At 55.4% G+C, this 17,253-nt stretch carries 21 protein-coding genes; 20 read left to right on the plus strand and 1 reads right to left on the minus strand.

The genetic code is table 11. The features are described 5' to 3' along the window. Nucleotides 1–107 precede the first annotated feature (107 nt). A complete protein-coding gene (locus PRJ_RS27980) occupies nt 108–1,364 on the minus strand; it encodes a hypothetical protein (RefSeq protein ID WP_104962988.1) in 1,257 nt (418 codons plus the stop codon). A 261-nt stretch (nt 1,365–1,625) separates the two neighbouring features. On the opposite strand from PRJ_RS27980, the gene PRJ_RS27985 reads away from it, so the two are divergent. The 20 genes from PRJ_RS27985 (at nt 1,626) to PRJ_RS28090 (ending at nt 17,084) form a co-directional block, all read left to right on the plus strand. Then, nucleotides 1,626–1,949, plus strand: coding sequence for a hypothetical protein (locus PRJ_RS27985; RefSeq protein ID WP_177429928.1), 324 nt, complete (start codon nt 1,626–1,628; stop codon nt 1,947–1,949). 372 nt (nt 1,950–2,321) lie between these two features. Continuing rightward, nucleotides 2,322–2,696: a hypothetical protein gene (locus tag PRJ_RS27995; RefSeq protein ID WP_104962989.1), complete on the plus strand. Its 375-nt coding sequence runs from the start codon at nt 2,322–2,324 to the stop codon at nt 2,694–2,696. Nucleotides 2,697–2,834: 138 nt separating this feature from the next. Beyond that, nucleotides 2,835–3,353 (plus strand): GIY-YIG nuclease family protein, encoded by a 519-nt coding sequence (locus tag PRJ_RS28000; RefSeq protein ID WP_104962990.1) that lies wholly within the window; start codon nt 2,835–2,837, stop codon nt 3,351–3,353. Nucleotides 3,354–3,580: 227 nt separating this feature from the next. Beyond that, complete coding sequence (locus PRJ_RS28005; protein WP_104962991.1) at nt 3,581–3,835, plus strand: hypothetical protein; 255 nt, start codon at nt 3,581–3,583, stop codon at nt 3,833–3,835. A gap of 162 nt (nt 3,836–3,997) precedes the next feature. After that, a complete protein-coding gene (dnaB, locus tag PRJ_RS28010; RefSeq protein ID WP_104962992.1) occupies nt 3,998–5,527 on the plus strand; it encodes a replicative DNA helicase in 1,530 nt (509 codons plus the stop codon). Between the two features lie 58 nt (nt 5,528–5,585). After that, nucleotides 5,586–6,983 (plus strand): replicative DNA helicase, encoded by a 1,398-nt coding sequence (gene dnaB / locus PRJ_RS28015; RefSeq protein WP_104962993.1) that lies wholly within the window; start codon nt 5,586–5,588, stop codon nt 6,981–6,983. Nucleotides 6,984–7,219: 236 nt separating this feature from the next. Then, nucleotides 7,220–7,471 (plus strand): hypothetical protein, encoded by a 252-nt coding sequence (locus PRJ_RS28020; protein ID WP_104962994.1) that lies wholly within the window; start codon nt 7,220–7,222, stop codon nt 7,469–7,471. A 507-nt stretch (nt 7,472–7,978) separates the two neighbouring features. Continuing rightward, nucleotides 7,979–8,278, plus strand: coding sequence for a hypothetical protein (locus tag PRJ_RS28025; RefSeq protein WP_104962995.1), 300 nt, complete (start codon nt 7,979–7,981; stop codon nt 8,276–8,278). A gap of 89 nt (nt 8,279–8,367) precedes the next feature. Then, entirely contained in the window at nt 8,368–9,102 is a 735-nt protein-coding gene (locus PRJ_RS28030) for a hypothetical protein (protein ID WP_104962996.1), read from the plus strand. 738 nt (nt 9,103–9,840) lie between these two features. Further along, the gene (locus PRJ_RS28040; RefSeq protein WP_104962998.1) at nt 9,841–10,479 is read left to right on the plus strand and encodes a hypothetical protein; all 639 of its coding nucleotides are present in this window, start codon (nt 9,841–9,843) and stop codon (nt 10,477–10,479) included. Between the two features lie 108 nt (nt 10,480–10,587). Beyond that, a complete protein-coding gene (locus PRJ_RS28045) occupies nt 10,588–10,947 on the plus strand; it encodes a hypothetical protein (RefSeq protein WP_158682589.1) in 360 nt (119 codons plus the stop codon). 74 nt (nt 10,948–11,021) lie between these two features. After that, nucleotides 11,022–11,324: a hypothetical protein gene (locus tag PRJ_RS29940; RefSeq protein WP_158682590.1), complete on the plus strand. Its 303-nt coding sequence runs from the start codon at nt 11,022–11,024 to the stop codon at nt 11,322–11,324. A 97-nt stretch (nt 11,325–11,421) separates the two neighbouring features. Further along, entirely contained in the window at nt 11,422–11,799 is a 378-nt protein-coding gene (locus PRJ_RS28055; protein ID WP_104963001.1) for a hypothetical protein, read from the plus strand. Between the two features lie 107 nt (nt 11,800–11,906). Then, nucleotides 11,907–12,533: a hypothetical protein gene (locus tag PRJ_RS28060; protein ID WP_104963002.1), complete on the plus strand. Its 627-nt coding sequence runs from the start codon at nt 11,907–11,909 to the stop codon at nt 12,531–12,533. A 499-nt stretch (nt 12,534–13,032) separates the two neighbouring features. Then, on the plus strand, nt 13,033–13,269 hold the full coding sequence (locus PRJ_RS28065) for a hypothetical protein (RefSeq protein WP_104963003.1): 237 nt from the start codon (nt 13,033–13,035) through the stop codon (nt 13,267–13,269). A gap of 33 nt (nt 13,270–13,302) precedes the next feature. Continuing rightward, nucleotides 13,303–13,557: a hypothetical protein gene (locus tag PRJ_RS28070; protein WP_104963004.1), complete on the plus strand. Its 255-nt coding sequence runs from the start codon at nt 13,303–13,305 to the stop codon at nt 13,555–13,557. Between the two features lie 165 nt (nt 13,558–13,722). Beyond that, nucleotides 13,723–13,914: a hypothetical protein gene (locus PRJ_RS28075; protein WP_104963005.1), complete on the plus strand. Its 192-nt coding sequence runs from the start codon at nt 13,723–13,725 to the stop codon at nt 13,912–13,914. 55 nt (nt 13,915–13,969) lie between these two features. After that, nucleotides 13,970–14,200 (plus strand): hypothetical protein, encoded by a 231-nt coding sequence (locus PRJ_RS28080; protein WP_104963006.1) that lies wholly within the window; start codon nt 13,970–13,972, stop codon nt 14,198–14,200. A gap of 63 nt (nt 14,201–14,263) precedes the next feature. Next, nucleotides 14,264–15,016, plus strand: a complete 753-nt coding sequence (locus tag PRJ_RS28085) for a DUF2971 domain-containing protein (RefSeq protein WP_104963007.1) — start codon at nt 14,264–14,266, stop codon at nt 15,014–15,016. A gap of 181 nt (nt 15,017–15,197) precedes the next feature. Next, entirely contained in the window at nt 15,198–17,084 is a 1,887-nt protein-coding gene (locus PRJ_RS28090; protein WP_104963008.1) for a phosphoadenosine phosphosulfate reductase family protein, read from the plus strand. The last annotated feature ends 169 nt before the right edge of the window (nt 17,085–17,253 follow it).

The following is a 17,253-nucleotide window of genomic DNA, read 5'->3' on the forward strand; positions in this document are numbered from 1 at the left end:
TACAGGCGGGCCTGGGCCCGCACTAATCGACTATGGCCTTACCAAAGACGATGATTGAGCGTGCAGCTGGTTCGTAACGCAGGTGAGGGCGGGGAAGCCTATCCTGCTCAGCCTGGGGAGCAATAATCCACTGTGATCCACAGCTCATTCACCAAGATGTTTTTCTTGGTAATGTCATGGCCAAAGACTCTGTTTTCTTTGAGGGCGGGTCGGTTGCTGAATTCCGTGAAACGATCGTTGCTGATGATGAATGCGTTCGGTGAAGAGGCCAGTTCGATGATCATTTCATCGGCGCTGCGGTCCTTGTCGACGCGGTATGTCTCTACACCTGGGAAGGTGCTTTGAATGTCCTCCCACGAAACCTGGAGCTTTCTCGTGATGCCTGGATCGAAGACCAGAATGATCTCGCTGCCAGGCCAGTTTGACAGTAATGCCGGAACGAGTGCACTCAAGGCGGTCAAACCGATGAACTGTCGATTTTTGCCCCGGCCACGATTGCAGAGGTTGTTCCCGTCAATGATCAGACGCTCGATGACTCGACTATCGCGCTGCCGCAGCGACGCCATTCTCACCTCACACTTGGCGAGCTCACGTTCAAGGTCCATAACATCGCTGGTTTTGTGCCTGACGACCTGGGCAATGTCATCTGTTCCGAAGTAGTTACTGCAAGCCCCCTTTACTCCCGCGGCCTCGACTGAGTGTGGTGGTGCGTTTCGATGGAGATCTCGGAAATGGATCGCTTGGGCAAGCTTCTCCTTGGCCACAACCAGACGCTGACGATATTTGAGGCACTGTGCCTGCGGCTCTCGAATATGCTCTTCAAACCTAGAGATTTTGGCTGAAAGACTTTCAATGGCTGGCTGCAGTCTCGCGATTTGCGAACTGTAGGTTGCGTAGTCGGAGTCGGTTTCGAGCCAGTCCAGGGAAGAGTGGAACTGAATATCGTATCGAAGCCTCTGTACCAAATGCTGCTGGGTGGCTATCTCTCCATCCTCGCCAAGCAATGCCCCCAACCGAGCAGCTTTCTCGGCTAGCTTGGCTTCCTCTGCCTCGGACATTTTGGGTGGTTCTGGAACCCGGCCCGTCACTGCATCGAATGCTTGCCCGAGGAGCGAGCGGTTAGCGCGATAGACGGCCTTGTAGATAGTGGCACGATCAAGCAGGGGCACCACACCCAATTCGGTACGTTCCCGTTCGAGGTCCTCTAGCTTCACCTCGGCATTTCTGAGCGCCAACTTGGCCTGGCCTTCATCAAAGCGATGCAGATGGCCGTAGAGTTCGTACTGCTCCTGCAAGCCCGCTTCAGCCGCGGCCATGGCGGCGACAGCTGCTTCGTACTGCGCACTGTATGGGTTCTGATCCATTGCGTTCCCAAATGATGGAGATATGCGAGCAACCGATGCGCACCAGGGCACCTGTTTCATAGCGCAACTGAACGCCCACTTTAAGAGTAAGCGTCAGGAGAGTGAAGAGCCTGGGGCGGAAACGACGATGGGCTCTCAACAGGGCCACGCATGCGACTGAGGTGATCTGTTCGTCAAAGTCTTTCAATACTGGTTAATTATCTGTACGCGTTATGTGTTATTTTTCGTTACGGAAAGCTAGCCATGTCCGGGAGATCCTTGGTGAGTTCAGAAAAAAACACCCGCAAACGTGCGGTTTACTGGGGCGTGGCGTTGCTCGCTCTGATCGGAGGAGCGCTGGCCTACAACGGCCTAGGGCTGAGCAAGCTGAGAACTGTTTTTTCCTCTGCGACACCTGAGGAAATTGAGGCAGCAACCCGTGATTCGAGATGTGCATCTCGGCTCCTGGTGAATGCCAACCGAAGCGCGCAGGACATCCGGGTCAGAGATCTGGAATGGGTCAAGGAGCGCTGTGCGCTAGTCGAGCGCCAGGCAGAAGCATTCGAGGGGGCAGGGGCCGCAGCATTTGAGGGAGCTGCACAATGATTCCTCCTTGCCAGCAGCCCGCCAAAAATCAAATTCGGTGCAACTATATGGTTGGCGCCGTCTGCATCGCAGCTTTTTCGGCGAGCTCATTCGCATACACGTTGCCCGGGCTTACAGCTAAGGCGGCGTCGCTTGTGGTTGGGTACTGGGCAGCATTGCCGTTTGTACACCTGGCCACAGGGCATGGGTTCGGATTCAAGAAGAAGCGGACAGGAGTCACAGGCTGCCCTGGCGTAGATGGCCAGTGGTGTGATGCTGGAAGTGCAGTTGAGCAGTCATCCCAAGCGCAGAATGAGGTTGCACTAGGCATTGATGCTGTTTCTGCCTCGCGAACTCCCTCCAGCCCAAGCAATTAGTACAGGTTGAATCGAGATGAATAGAAAATTCAAGAACGGTAATTCTGGCTGGAAGACAAACTGGCTTGGCGTTTGTGAGCGCCCTCGGTTCTTCACCATTGTCACGCTAAAAGCCCTGGTAATGTTTGTTGTGCTAACGATTTTGAGCTTATTACGTTCTGCTGCGGTACTATTTGTAATTCTTTTTGTTGTGTCAGTAGTTGGCAAGATCTTCTTCACTGCTGAGCCGATCGATCTGCATAGCCTTGCCGAGTTAGAGGGTGCGCCGGATTATTTCACACTGATAATCATGGCTTTGATCTGGCATGGGATGGTGTGTGATGTTTTTGCTGCCCTTAAAAAGTGGCGGATAAGACGGAGTCGGAATCAAAGTGAGATTAAAATGAGCTAACGGAGCTGGTGTGCTCAATGGCTACCTAGGTGCCGAAATCAATAGTGAGTCTTTGCGCATTTTTCAGTCAGAATTCACCGGCAACGCCGGGTGACAGAACTCGGACCTTACGAAAGCGGCACCTAGGAGCAAAAGCACTTGAACACCCAGGAGCAACTGCGTCACTACGAGGCAACGATGATCTCAGCACCGCGGCGTGTATTGGCTGGCCATGTCGACTGGAAAAAGGACATCACACGTGACGCTGGGGTCTATGTGATATGGAAGGGTCAATCTCCTGTCTATGTGGGTGAGAGTTCGGCCCTACGAGCCAGGATGAGTGACCTTACGAACTTTGAGAATCATACATTTGCGAGGAAAACCTGCGCATTGTTTGGTCTTGGCGCCAGCGACAAATTGGCCTTGCTCAGCGCATATTCTAGCAATTATGAGCTGTCCTTCTGCGCTGTCCCGTTTGGGCGAAAGGAAGTCGAGGAATATTTGATCATGCGCTGGCGTTCAACCCTGTCGAACAAAGTGACAGCGCGGCTGCTGGCAGGGCACCAGTACAGTTGGGTTGTGCCCGCTACTAGCTTCGAGAACGAAGGCGGCATAACTGCGGATATTCAAGGGCTGCTGGTCAGTGGGATCGATGTCGAATTGGCGGAAGAGCTCTAGATCTTCCCTTGTTCTGTATTTTAGTCAGGCATGAAGACCTCCATGCTTTCACTGGAAATATAGATAGATTATTCAGTGCGTTACAGATCGTCATCCTGACCTTCGATGCCGTTTGACATTAATAGATTCTTTCAGGATTATAGTTACGCGTTATGGCCTTAGGGCGTAAACCGCGACTGCGCATGTCAGCTCAAGCGTTGTCACGACCCCAACCCTGGAGAGTTTGAATGTCGATCCCAAAACCGAGTGCCGAAACTTCAGGCCAGGCCGGCGATGATGCTGGCTTGGAGGCGGCGCTGCAGGAATTCCGCGATAAGATCCAGGCCGCTACTGGTCGATCAGTGCTCCCGCTTGAGTTGGCGGCATTCCGCGCCCAGGTCGCTACTTGCATCGCTCACCGGCAGCCGCGGCTCGTGCAACTGGGCCTTTGCGACTTTCAAACCCGCACCGGGCGGGCAACATTGATCGAAGTTACGTTCTGATCCGGCCGGCCACCCAGCGAGTGGTAGTTGCGTTCTAGGCCCTCAAACAACGAACATCGTGACCGAACCCCAGCTGTCAGCGCAGGCCAGGACCTCCAAAGGGTACTGATCGAAGCTGGCAGCCCGATCCACACCAGCATTTCGACGAGTAAGGCCTGAGGTTTGAACGACCATATCCATCTAGCGGCTGAATACGAGCAGACCCCCAGTCGGGAGCTGCCGCATTCTGTTGAAGCCGAGCAGGCCATTCTAGGCGGATTGCTGAACGAGCCACGTGCCTGGGTGCGAGTCTCGGACCTGGTGGTCGAATCTGATTTTTTCCGCGCCGACCACAGGCTCATTTTTAAGGCTATTGCCAGGCTGCTTGAAGAGGGGCGTGCGCTTGATGTTGTCACAGCCCAGGAGGCTCTGGATCGAGCAGGGGAGCTCTCGAACGCCGGTGGGCTGGCCTATCTAAAAGAGCTTTCCGATAACACCCCGTCCGTTGCCAACATCGCGTCCTTTGCACGCGTAGTCAGTGAGCGGTCGCAGTTCCGAAAGATCATTGGCGTCTGCGGGGAGATCGAGCAAAGCGCCAGCTCCCCGAACGGCCGCACCGCGGAAGATCTGGTGCATGATGCCGAATCGAAAATGTTGTCCGTGGCCGGTCAACGGCCGAAGGAAGGCGGCCCGGTTGGCATCGACACCCTGCTCAGGAAAGCCGTCGAGAAGATCGAATCCGCCCATGAGTCAGGCCTTGAGTCCCTGGGCCAATCGACAGGCTTCGTCGACCTCGATAGCAAACTGAGCCTGTTGCGTCCTGCTGACCTGGTCATCGTGGCCGGCCGGCCATCCATGGGCAAAACCACTTTTGCCATGAACATTGTGGAAGAGGCCGTTCTGCGGTCGGATAAAGTGGTCGTGGTCTATTCCATGGAGATGCCTGGCGATGCCCTGCTAACGCGCATGCTTTCCTCGATGGGTAGCATTGACCAGTCGCGAGTCCGATCCGGGAAGCTGTTGAATGAGGACTGGACCAAGCTGACCAAGGCTGCCAACGCACTCAACAAGAACGATCGCTTCTTCATTGATGACACGCCGGCGCTGAGCCCTTCGGAGATGCGTAGCCGTACGCGGAGGCTTCGGCGCGTGCACGGCGAGATTGGCCTGATCATGGTGGACTACCTGCAGCTGATGCAAATCCCCGGATATGGCGGCCTCAACCGAACCAACGAAATTTCGGCCATCTCCCGGTCACTCAAGGCTTTGGCCAAGGAATTTGATTGCCCTGTGATTGCACTTTCGCAGCTCAATCGCTCGGTGGAACAACGCAAGGACAAGCGCCCGGTGAACTCCGATCTGCGCGAATCCGGGGCAATCGAGCAGGACGCGGATGTGATCCTGTTCGTGTACAGGGATGAGGTGTACAACCCTGACTCCCGCTTCGCTGGTACGGCCGAGATCATCATCGGCAAGCAGCGTGAAGGTCCGACCGGTTTTGTGCGGCTTGGCTTTGAGGGGCGATTCACACGCTTCGTAAACCTGCTGCCAGGCACGCACGACTTCACCGATCAAGAGATGGGGGTAGAGATGATTGACCCCCATCCTCGCCTTGGTCGGATGCCCGTCCAGAAGCTCGCAGAAGGGGCTTCAAAGAAGGTTGAGGGCAAGGGCAGGGGGCGGCGCCGGAAAGGCGCGAAAAAGCCGCCATGAAGCCCGCTAACACATCGCCAACCGGTAGCGCTCCCCACTCACTGAACAAGATGCCAACATGAACGAAGATTATGCTTCTGAGCAGCTCGACCTACAGACCTCCTCGCTGAAGGTGCCACCGCACTCGATCGAGGCTGAGCAGTCCGTGCTCGGTGGTCTCATGCTCGATAACAACGCCTGGGAGCGTGTTCTCGATCAGGTCTCTGATGGCGACTTCTACCGACACGATCACCGGCTGATTTTCCGCGCCATTCAAAAGCTGGCGGACCTGAACGAGCCTTTTGACATCGTGACGCTGCATGAGCGTCTGGACAAGGAGGGGCTGAGCAGCCAGGTCGGCGGGCTGGCCTATCTGGCGGAGCTGGCCAAAAACACCCCATCCGTGGCCAACATCAAGGCCTACGCTGCGATCATCCGCGAGCGGGCGACCCTGCGTCAGCTGATCAGCATCAGTACCGACATCGCGGACAGTGCCTTCAACCCAGAGGGGCGGAATGCCGCGGAGATCCTCGACGAGGCCGAACGGCAGATTTTCCAGATCGCTGAAGCCCGGCCGAAAACCGGCGGCCCGGTGGGTGTCAAAGACCTACTGACCATGGCCATCGACCGCATCGACACGCTCTTCAACTCCGACAGCGACATTACCGGTGTGTCGACGGGCTTTACCGACCTGGACGAGAAGACCAGCGGCCTGCAGGCGGCAGACCTGATCATCGTGGCCGGCCGGCCGTCGATGGGCAAGACGACCTTCGCCATGAACCTGGTGGAGAACGCTGTGCTGCGGTCCGAGAAGGCGGTGCTGGTGTTCTCGCTCGAAATGCCAGGTGAGTCGCTGATCATGCGTATGCTGTCGTCACTTGGCCGCATCGACCAGACCAAGGTGCGATCTGGCCAGCTGGACGACGATGACTGGCCGCGACTGACTTCGGCGGTGAACCTTCTAAATAACCGCAAGCTGTTCATCGACGACACCGCCGGCATCAGCCCCTCGGAAATGCGAGCACGCACTCGGCGCCTGGCCCGTGAGCACGGCGAGATTGGCATGATCATGGTGGACTACCTGCAGCTGATGCAGATCCCGGGCTCTGCCGGCGATAACCGGACCAATGAGATTTCCGAGATCTCGCGGTCCCTTAAGGCCCTGGCTAAGGAGTTCAACTGCCCAGTGATCGCACTGTCGCAGCTGAACCGCTCCTTGGAGCAGCGTCCGAACAAGCGCCCAGTGAACTCTGACTTGCGTGAGTCCGGGGCGATCGAGCAGGACGCCGACGTGATCATGTTCGTATACCGCGATGAGGTCTACCACCCAGAGACCGAGCACAAGGGCGTGGCTGAGATCATCATCGGCAAGCAGCGTAACGGCCCTATCGGCTTTGTTCGGCTGGCGTTCATCGGCAAGTACACCCGCTTCGAGAACCTGGCGCCGGGCATGTACAACTTCGACGATGATGAGTGATGACTCCTTGATCGGTGAGTGCTCCGGCTACCCCCCAAGTCCTGCCGTCAAACCGCGAGGCCGAGGACGTAGGGAGGGAGCCTTTGGTTTCCCTGGCCGAGCAGGGAGCCTGGTCGCTGCTGACTAGCGAGGATAACCAGTCTCACTCCCTGGAACTCGCGTCATGCCCCGCTTCTTTAATGCTCAATGTTGACCATCTCCCGGGTACGAAGCCTACATCTTCCTGGAGATACTGCATGCACAGCCTGAATTTATCCGAGCTGACCTGGCCCGAACAGGTAGCTCTCGACGACTATGTGATCTTCACCGAGCGTCTGACTTTCGAATCTGTCGCTGCAGAGCAGTGGCTGGAGCGGAAGCGAAATGACTTTATCGCGCACGTCATGCACATCAACGAGCAAGCAAGTTACACCGCTTTCCTTGCCCGCCTGATCAACGAAACTCCTTCGCCCGCTGCCCGCCGTGCTGAATTGGCGTCACACCTATGAGGCCGCGACTGCAGGTTCTGGTCTTGATCAAAGGAAAACCCCGGCTTACTGATGTCCAGGGTCTTTTCCGCTTAGCCATCACCGCACGCAGCCCTGACGAGTACCCCTGTTGCGTGGTCAGCTTTCAGTAAACACCTCACCCACCCCGGCCAAGGCTGGGGTTTTTTATTGGTGGCTCAATCTGGCTACATGACCCGGAGCCCGGGCGGTCAACGATTTGAGAGAATAAGTATTCTGCGAGTACCCATCAGACGGCGCCCGAGATGCGTTTGCAGCATTTATAATTAATTTACCAGTATTACGCGTACGTGTTACGATTCAATATGAAGCATCGTGCAGAGCATTCTCAGCAGATGCTGATGCCCTTTGGGACTGGATCTGGCTTGCGAAGCCTAGCTCTGTGCTTAGCCCGGATCCGGACCCGGACCTTGGGTGTACTTGTTGGAGCTTTCCTACATAGCCGCCCTGTTTCACGACCCCGACCGTCAGCGGAAAGGAGCTGTGTCGATGAGTACCCTGAACAACTATTCCGAAGCGGACCTTGACACGGAAGTCTCGGTGAAGCTGTCCCTCCGCGATTTGCTAATTTTGAGCAGGGGGCACGACAGGCACTCCTTCGTGCCTGGTGAAGCGACCGACAAAGAATTCATTGCTGCTGAACAGAAAATCGACAGTGCCCTCGCGCAGCTTCGTGTACAGATCACGCGGGCTGAGCGGCCAAAGCTCATGGTTGATGAAGGGCACATGGCGCCGCAATTCAGTGCGGCTGCCATCCAATCCGTGTTGGAAACGAACACCCGAAACTGATCACGGTCAGGCCCTGCTAAGAAATCTGAGCCGGGTCAGTAGGAAGATGACGAGCGCGCGTCCGTAAGATTGATAAGGAATTAGGCTCAATGACGAGAAAAATACTTGCATTTTTTCTAGTGGCATCAACGACAGCGTTTATTTCGGGCTGTGGCGATCATGGCCAGCAGAAGTTTGACCACATCAAGAGTTCCGCGCTTCAAATGAATACCCCATTTGATGCTTACAGCTTCTTGATGCGGGAAAAGATTCGTCTTTGGACTGCGTGCAATGGTATCTGCTCCGAAGAGCGGTATACGGTACTCAAGTCGGCGGATGGCGAGCTACTCGACCTCTATCGAAAAGCGCTTGATGAAGCTGATCCGAGAGCTTATTACGAGCTGTATGTCGCTCATGATCTCGCGCTGAACGCGGGCTATGACTGGGAGGAAACTGACATCCTGAGGCAGGCTTATGCATCGAAACTGATCTCCTTTGCAACCAGCGCCAGTACAACCCCAATCAATGCGAATTTGCTACTAGCAGCGGGGATTGTTTTGTCTGAAGGGATGATCGTTCAGCGAGACTATTCAGAATCAATGACGTTTCTATATCGAGCATGGAAGGCAGGTTCATCATCAGCGGCGAAGATCGCAAGCAAGACTGCGGAAGAAAATAAGCAACCCATCGACGCATACTTATGGGGGCTGCGTTGTGTGGGCTCATGTTCAAGCTATTCAGGACGACTGGACACGCTCGCCCGAGGCTTGGACGGTAATGTAATCTTGAAGGCTCAACAAGCCGCAGCGGATGATTCGATACGAACTATTAGCGATATATTGTAAACCACTGCGCGTAGAAGCTCGCCAAGCGCGGGCTTCTCCAGTAGGGAAATGGCGCTCCGGCCCGAAAACGCCGGCTTATTCCAAGCCTCGGCCTAAAAACCGGGGTTCAGGTCGTAGATGCAGGTGCGATTCTCGCGCCCTCGATAGCAGAAAGGACATTGTATGAGTAGAGAAATGGATTCAAACCGTCCAGTGACAAGAAATCGCGTTCTTTCGTTTGTCGGTGCGGTCGTGATCTGGTTGATCCTGATAGCACTTGACAGCGGTTCTGAGTACATCAGCGGGTTACTATTTTTCTTATTGGCGTCATATATCGCCCGCAGTTTATCGGGAATCAGCCCCACCAGTGCTGTATGTGACACTGACGCAGAAATCCGAGCCAAGCTAGATGCGAACAACCTGCGTAGGAAGTCGGATTAAGTATGAAATACGGCTCAAGAATCATTATGCCCAGGAGGCGGAGCGAATGAGGCTCAGTAACATTTTCCTTTTCCTTGCATGTTTCATCGGATTACCTGTCTTCTTTTTCGATGACCCCGTTCAGGCTATGGGAAAAACACTTTTATATGTCGTGGCAATGGTTAGCTTCATGTCATTCATCACAGGCTTGGCCTTTTGGGCCATCGAACACTCCCGAGGAGAGTAGCGGAAAACGCACCTGTCACCTCTAAGCCCTGGCTTAACCATGGGCTGTGGCCGTAGGCAACTTTGCCCAGGATCTGCAGGAAAATCGAAACCATGACCGAAAAGACCTACCGCATTTTTCATAACTACGACCGGGGCGACCAGTCGGAGTATTTGACGTCATCGACCGACCCAACACGGGCAGCAATCTACTGCCAGTTTTTGGCTGAGGACCAGCTGGACGAATCGGCTTCGGTGCGGAACAGTGGTATTGCAAAAGCCCTGGTGCAGTTCTACGGTTGTACTCAAGTCGAGAAGACGCTTTCAGCCATTGACATTGATCTGTATTTCGCGAGGGAAGGCCTGTGCGGTGACTATGAGCAGCTGATGGCCGACCAGTCGTTGCAACGTGAAGGCATCATTGATCTGATTCGACCTTATACGGACTGGGTCGAAGATGATGTAAAAAGCATTGTTGCGGCCGCTGCCGATATCAAAGACTTGCAGGGTATGTCACCCGCGATAGCAGAATCAATTCTCTCCAATCGCGTACAGGTCGAGCTTGCACCCAAGAGCGAACAGCAGCGGGAAGCTGATCAACTCAAGCAGAATCGGGCGTACTTCGATGGGGGATGCGCCTGTATTCACCAGTCGAAAACTCTTCAGCTGTGCCGTTCCAACATCACCGACAACCAGGCCGTCGAATTCTACGAGCAGAATTGCAGGTGCTCGCGTAACTACCGGCAGGGTTGAGACAAAAATCGCGCTACCGGCCAAGCCCACCACCCGCTGGGCCGAGTCCGTAGAGGACAGCGCATAGGTGTTCAATTAAACAGGAGTTCGTTTGTGCGGACCAAGATAATGTCAGCAACCCAAGTCTATCGAAAGGTAGCAAAAATTCTCAGTAACGACTTAATTAATTTGGCTATCCCTTCAATTTTATCCGGAATTACTGCGAAAATTATAGGGGAGCGATTCGGTCCGATATTGCTAGATGGACACCCGCTGCTTGCCAGTTTTGCTATCTTCGTTTTGCTGCAGCTAATCCTTGTCCCTTTGGTTTGTATGTTAAATGGATGGCGGATTCTTATTGCAGTAGAAAAAGACTATGGACCTAAAACGCGACAGCATGTTTATGAGGCTTTCGAACATGTTAAGAATGGTGAATTATTAAAGCTAAACATCCCAGCTATCGCCCGGAATTACGGTGAGGCCGACTAGAATGCCTGATAATGGTGCTGACCATGTTCACGGCGTAACGCTGTCCTTAAGCGCGACTAACGGAAAATTACACAATGCGCAGATCCACGACAAACCCCATTGAAGGCGAGGTATGCGCCGCACTGGCAGCTTACAAATGGGCGTTGGTTCAGACGAGCTACAGAAGCCTATGGCATCGCCTGTTGTGTAGCGCGGGTGTCAAGGCTGCTATCAGCCATTCTGCCGCTCTTGATCGAGCAGAAAAACACGCTCGGCAGGTTGTCAGCAAAACGCCTGAGCATCGTTCGGCACTGGAGCAAATCGTTAGGCAGCAGCCAGAAGACGTCGCCAAGAAGGATCGCTTTTTCGACCTGCTCAACACAACGTTCGAACCATAGGGAAGCCATGAAATTGACAGCAATGCAATTTAGGGGCTCTCGGGCATAAGATAGGCAGCTTTTTCCCCTATTTTACCCATTTCAGTGAGGTAGCAGGATGCGGGCGTTAGAAGAGATCGTTACCGAGTTTTTTCAAGACTGGGACGGCAAATACATCAGCGAGCCAGCTTTTGGAGCCCTACACGAGCTGGCGAAAGATGGGCGCTTTGATGAAATGACTGCCCTGCTGGAGGCTTGCGTTAAGCGGCACGGGCGCTTTGCGATGGGCTATGTGTTGAATCATGTACCAGGGGTCCTTCTCAATAATTACGTCTACGGGCAGGCCGAAGCATCTGCGACGATTGTTGAGAACTATTGGCGCGACGAAGATGTTGCCACCACGATCAGAGACGCTGCACTGAAGCCTGGCAAATTATCTTTGGTCGTTCCGAAGATTCTCAGTGACCTTCGTGAAATGGCCGAATCGAGCCGCTAACCTCGCTAAACCCGCTGCTCCTGCCTTGCTCGGCCGTTGGCAGGGCAAGCAGTGTGTAAAGGCGCGGTTAGCGCGCCTCAACATTTGACCGCAACAGGAGGCATGCCATGACAGTATCCCCGCAAGCCGATTCTTCGAAGCGCTCGCCAACCGCCGATGAGGCGGCGGGTATGGCATGGTGGAACTGCATGCCCGACGTCGAACGTAGCCAATGGCTAGCTGCTTCTGGTACCGGTTCGGTGGCCGACGCCTGGGAAGCGCGAAAAGCTGCCCAAGCGCATGAAACCGCCGACGCTGCGGTCTATCACAACAATCTGTTTTGGTTCGATCAGCTCGCCCAGCGGCGCCTGGCTGTCGACGCAGCCCCTGATGATGCGGAAGCCGCTGCCGCGCTGCAGAACGTTGAAGAACTGCTGCGGTTGGAAGAGTTGGAGCGCCACTTGCCTCTGCGCGCTTGGTTCATCGGCGACGACTATGTGGTCGTCGCCCGTTCAGTGGAGCAGGCGTTGGCCGTGGTCGAGGCCGAAGGGGGCGAGTTCCCAGGCGGATGGGCCGACCCCGGGCTAGTGGAAGAACACATTCCCGACCCTGCGAGCTCGCGGCGCGTAAGCTTTGAGGATGCGCCGGACGTCAAGTTGACGTTCGCTGAAATGCTTCCGCGATTTCGGTTCCCGAGGATTATTTGGGTATGCCCCTTTGGCAACAAATGGACCTATCCCGAGTACGATGAATGATCGGTACCGCACACGGTAAAAGCTCCCGAATCACAGTGGCAGGCGTGGCCGCCGAGACATGAAGGTGAGGCATGAAGCTGGATCGCATCACAGGAAATACTGAGAACTACGGGCATCACCTGCAAGGGTTCTGTACCAATCCGGCGTGTGAACCCGGTGCGCTTGGCCGGCAGGTAGCTGAGAACCCAGCAGGCAGCCAGCAGCTGCCAAAGGGTGTGCACCTATTTGAGTGCTGTAGTTGTAAGCATCGCTTTGAGGTTCAAGAACAGTCACCAGCGCCGGCAGAAGTAGCACCTGTGATTACGTCTGGGCTTTCGAGCCTTACCGTGCCATGTCCATGGTGTGGTCACCGCAACGAATACAAAGCTGAGGTGTGGCCCTTGCTGAATAGCGGCGGCGTATTCGCTATTACACCCATCACCGCGTATGCGGTGGATTGCAGCGAGTGCCATGCCGTCTACACGCTTCGGCCGCAAGCCGAGTAGCGATGGATAACGCCATGTTGAATCTTGTAACTGACCAGCGCCCAGGTGAGCCAGACGTGCTTTCTGCGGTGAAGCATGCAGTTTTTGAAATCCGTTCTCTCGCCGGCGATGTGCTCCTAGCCATTGCCGCACCCCCAACGGGCTGGACGCATCAGCAGCTGATATCCGTTGCGTACGAGCATGTGGCAATAACCCGCGACGGGGCCGATGGCTACCTCGGCGGCGAGTGGATTGGCAGTAGCGAAATCTGACCAGAAAGTCGTTCAATTGAGCAGGAGATCACCATGCAGTCCAATAACCACCCCGCGGCGCCTGACAGCTTTGAGCGTTCCCGTTTGACGGATCTGGTAGCGCTGCATCAAGCAATCGCATCGCTTGGCCAGGCGCCTGATTATATGTCGATGATTGAGCAGCGTTCGGCGCTGTATGACCGTGTGCGCGCTCTTCACCCTACTCTGGTAAGTGCTGAGGAGGTTTCTGCCCTGAACTTGCTAATTGGATCAATGGCCGAAACGCGCAAGGAAACGCTCGGCCTCTAAAATTTCCGCGGGCGCAAGGGCTCGGGCCTACGCTCGACCACGTTGGATGACCCGCCCACCAGGTTACGCCGCCCCCGGCCCAAAGATTGACCCGACCCCCACCCATTTTTGATATCGAGGATCCCGCACCGCTTACGCGGCTGCGCCCGACAGGAGAAACTCAACATGGCCAACCTGACCACGCCGCAGATTCACGCCATCGGCGATTGGTGCGCCGAGCGCGGAATGCTGCCGCAGCGGATCGATGCCGCTGATATCAAGGCCGCGTGTGCCAGCCTGGGCATTTTCTTGGTCGGTGCGCTGAGCCAGTACGAGGTCGAGACTATCAGTGACGTTTGCGAGAATGCCGCCGGCTGACGGCATGCGTTACTCACGTGCGCGCAAGAAATTTTCTGTCGAATCGAGGGGATGCATGGCCACAAAAACTAATGTGAGCGAGCGGATCAGTCGGGCTGAAAAGCACGTCAATGAGCAGTTGAGCTACGGAGGGATTTTCCCTGGCACTGGGCCTTTCGGCGGCACGCTTGAGTATCGCTATCGGGATGGGGATTTGGCAGACGAAATTGGCCAGATGCGGCGCCTTGCTGATGCGTTCAGCCAGCTCGCTGATGCACTGGAGTCGGACTCCAAATTGACTCCATAGCGTCCTCAACCTCGCGCCCGCCAAAGGTGTCACAAAAACTAGTGCTGGAAAGGAGAAATACCGATGCCCACGAATGAAATGCGCAGGCGTGAATGGATTGCAGCTGGCTACAATTCAGACATGGGCAGTTCAATTGCATGTAGTCCTCCCGCGGACAGCACCGCTATCCGCCTGTACAATCTCACGAGCGCCAAACACGCTCTAAGCAACATCGAGAAGCGTCGACTCAAGGTTTCCCGTTTCGCGGATTTGAATGACCCATTTGAGCTGCTCGCGGCGAATTTCAAAGAACACAAGACGCGACAGGTTGTGCGGGATTGGAAAGACAAAAGCCATTCACAGCATGGCTTACTGTGCTTCGCCGGGGACTGGTCAGAACCTGTAATGTGGAGCCACTACGCAGAGAAGCACACCGGTATCTGCTTAGGGTTTGACGTCTGCCGAAGCCTCGTACAGCAGGTCAACTACCAGGACGATCGCATTCTTGCCGCTCTCAGCCCGGCCGGCACCCCAGATGAGTTGAGTGACGAGCTACAACAACAGTTGCTCCGCACCAAATCGTCGGGTTGGCGCTATGAGCAGGAGTACCGTCGCTTTGTGAGGTTGGACACTGCGCTTGCAGACGGTCCGCTTCATTTCTGGCCAGTTGGGGATGAAATTCAACTGACAGAAGTCATCCTAGGGCCATTATGCGAGGTGCCGATCGAATCGGTACGACGCAGGGTTGAACAGCACTTCCCCAATGCCGTTGTCTTCAAAGCCAGGCTAGCCTTTCAGTCCTTCAAGGTTGTCCCCGATGCGCGTACGGTCCTTTAGCCCGCATGAACGCCATAGTGTTATTTAGGTAATAACCCGGGCGAACGAGTGCTGATACCAGTCGTGCGGTTGGGACCGTAGTTAGCATGAGGCAGTTGGCTCGGGCGGTCGATGACGTCATTCATGCTTGGTGTTGAGCATCCCCAGGATACGAAGCCTACTTCCTCCTGGAGATGCCAACATGAATCAGATGCTCGTACCTGAACTGATCCCCCTAACCGGCAACACCCACGCAGTTCCTGCCCAGGGCAGTGCTGGTCGCTTTGCCCGGATCGTTGCCCGGGCGGAAGCCTGCATTGCGCGCATCGACCAGATTATCGATCAAGGCTTCACATGTAGCTCAGCGACCTCGTTCGGTAAGGACAGCACGGTTGTGCTAGTACTGATGCTGGAGGCTATCCGGCGTCGGGTCGAGGCCGGGTTGTACGTGCCGGTAGCTTTTGTAACGAACGCCCAGACAGGTACCGAAAATCCAGCTATGGAGACTTATGCCGAGGCAATGATCACTGAGCTGGAAGCGTACTGCACCCAGCTCGGACTGCCAATCACAGTAGTCAAAGTGCAGCCCTCGATGACCTCGACGTTTGCCTACGCCACCCTGGGCCGCGGCAAACTTCCGGTTTTCGCCGGCGCCTCTCGAAGCTGCTCGGTCGACTGGAAGCTGCGCCCGCAGCAAAAAGCGCTCAAGCAACTGCTTTCGACCCTGCAGTCTCCAGGTGAACTGGTGACTTTCGTGGGCACTCGTTTATCAGAGTCGGCAACCCGTGCTGCCAATATGCGCGAACGGGGTGAGGAGGAGGCCGGGCGATTGGTGCTCAATGATCATGGCTCGTACAACTGCTCGATCATCGCCGACTGGGAGATGGAGGAGGTGTGGGAGTTCCTCATGGCGTGCGAGGCGAAGCGCGGTGGTCCTTATCGGACCTTCGTCGACAGTTTCGACTGGTGCCTGGAGCTCTACAAGGAAGCCAATGAAGGCACGTGCGCAATCATCACCGGCGATGGTGGTAACAAGGCGGCGTGCGGCTCCCGTTTTGGCTGTGCCTGGTGCACGGTCACCGGTGAGCGTGACAAATCCATGGAAGCAATGATTGCGTCTGCGCCTGAGAAGCATGGACACATGTCGGGAATTAACCGCTTCAGGAATCATCTCATCAACACCCGCTGGGACATGGAGCGTCGAGACTGGATCGGGCGCACAACCTCGGACGCCGGCTACATCAACGTCACAGGAACAGCCTACAACGCAGAGATGCGCCGTGAGCTGTTGCGGTACCTGCTTACTTTAGATGTGCTGGAGGAAGAGCGGGCTGAGGAGCACGATGCGCGGATGTTCCGCGGCGAGCTGGAAAGGACGGAGTCCAACGAAATCCTTCGTGGGAGTACCTTCCAATTCATCACGCCGAAAAACCTGCTTGCGATCGACTTCGCCTGGTCACTGAGCTACGGCTTCGACCATGCCTTCCCCGCTTTGTCGGAGTGGTACGAGATCCGTGTCCTAGGGAAGCGCTACCTGATCGATGACGTCACTCCCGCTGAGAAGGGCATCATTCCAGAGCAGCGCTGGTTCAAGTTTGAAGACTGGCAAAGCCCCGCGCAGGAGATGGGCTTGCAGGACGCCTACCTCGAAGCCACCAACAAGGAACGCTACCCTGGCCGGCCAGCGATGCGAATGATCCGAGACCGTTTTGATGGCAAGGAACGCAACATCGTCTACTACGCAGAAACCGACGAGATGGAGATCGATCCGGGAGATGCAATGTGCTTTGTAGATGAGTTCGATGAGGCGTTCTATACGTTGGCGAAAAGCCTGGCTCCGACTGACAGCGCCAAGTTCTACTTGAACAACGGCATGGTCAAATTGGCCAAGGGCAAGGCTGCTGATTACGATGCAATGGCTCGCCGAGCGCAATTCTGGCAACGCATGGAGCGCGATCTAGCTGGTACCGATCTACGCTCCTACATACGGCATCATTCGATCAGCAACGCCGAGCACGAACAGATCCTGGAGTCGATGAAGGTTGAATCTACCATTCATAATTCGGCGGTCCCGGATCTATTTGCTTAACCCAACGAAGGCTACCTCTCACGAGGTGGCCTTTTTTTTCGGCGTCGCTGACGTTGCTCGTATGTGGGCACCCAGCAGTGGAGGTCGGAGGGGGCTGTAATTCTCCCAGAACACCACGGCACGCGGGCCTGTAAGCCATGCAGGAGACCCGCTGCAAATTCACTCAAGA

It is taken from the genome of Pseudomonas sp. XWY-1, assembly GCF_002953115.1.
GTDB classification, from domain to species: Bacteria; Pseudomonadota; Gammaproteobacteria; order Pseudomonadales; family Pseudomonadaceae; genus Aquipseudomonas; species Aquipseudomonas alloputida.

What these genes read in the sequence shown, in the direction of transcription:
- PRJ_RS27980 (WP_104962988.1), bottom strand. Translation starts at nt 1,364, where the DNA reads ATGGATCAGAACCCATACAGTGCGCAGTACGAAGCAGCTGTCGCCGCC.
- PRJ_RS27995 (WP_104962989.1), top strand. Translation starts at nt 2,322, where the DNA reads ATGAATAGAAAATTCAAGAACGGTAATTCTGGCTGGAAGACAAACTGG.
- PRJ_RS28005 (WP_104962991.1), top strand. Translation starts at nt 3,581, where the DNA reads ATGTCGATCCCAAAACCGAGTGCCGAAACTTCAGGCCAGGCCGGCGAT.
- dnaB (WP_104962993.1), top strand. Translation starts at nt 5,586, where the DNA reads ATGAACGAAGATTATGCTTCTGAGCAGCTCGACCTACAGACCTCCTCG.
- PRJ_RS28020 (WP_104962994.1), top strand. Translation starts at nt 7,220, where the DNA reads ATGCACAGCCTGAATTTATCCGAGCTGACCTGGCCCGAACAGGTAGCT.
- PRJ_RS28025 (WP_104962995.1), top strand. Translation starts at nt 7,979, where the DNA reads ATGAGTACCCTGAACAACTATTCCGAAGCGGACCTTGACACGGAAGTC.
- PRJ_RS28030 (WP_104962996.1), top strand. Translation starts at nt 8,368, where the DNA reads ATGACGAGAAAAATACTTGCATTTTTTCTAGTGGCATCAACGACAGCG.
- PRJ_RS28040 (WP_104962998.1), top strand. Translation starts at nt 9,841, where the DNA reads ATGACCGAAAAGACCTACCGCATTTTTCATAACTACGACCGGGGCGAC.
- PRJ_RS28045 (WP_158682589.1), top strand. Translation starts at nt 10,588, where the DNA reads ATGTCAGCAACCCAAGTCTATCGAAAGGTAGCAAAAATTCTCAGTAAC.
- PRJ_RS29940 (WP_158682590.1), top strand. Translation starts at nt 11,022, where the DNA reads ATGCGCAGATCCACGACAAACCCCATTGAAGGCGAGGTATGCGCCGCA.
- PRJ_RS28055 (WP_104963001.1), top strand. Translation starts at nt 11,422, where the DNA reads ATGCGGGCGTTAGAAGAGATCGTTACCGAGTTTTTTCAAGACTGGGAC.
- PRJ_RS28060 (WP_104963002.1), top strand. Translation starts at nt 11,907, where the DNA reads ATGACAGTATCCCCGCAAGCCGATTCTTCGAAGCGCTCGCCAACCGCC.
- PRJ_RS28065 (WP_104963003.1), top strand. Translation starts at nt 13,033, where the DNA reads ATGTTGAATCTTGTAACTGACCAGCGCCCAGGTGAGCCAGACGTGCTT.
- PRJ_RS28070 (WP_104963004.1), top strand. Translation starts at nt 13,303, where the DNA reads ATGCAGTCCAATAACCACCCCGCGGCGCCTGACAGCTTTGAGCGTTCC.
- PRJ_RS28075 (WP_104963005.1), top strand. Translation starts at nt 13,723, where the DNA reads ATGGCCAACCTGACCACGCCGCAGATTCACGCCATCGGCGATTGGTGC.
- PRJ_RS28080 (WP_104963006.1), top strand. Translation starts at nt 13,970, where the DNA reads ATGGCCACAAAAACTAATGTGAGCGAGCGGATCAGTCGGGCTGAAAAG.
- PRJ_RS28085 (WP_104963007.1), top strand. Translation starts at nt 14,264, where the DNA reads ATGCCCACGAATGAAATGCGCAGGCGTGAATGGATTGCAGCTGGCTAC.
- PRJ_RS28090 (WP_104963008.1), top strand. Translation starts at nt 15,198, where the DNA reads ATGAATCAGATGCTCGTACCTGAACTGATCCCCCTAACCGGCAACACC.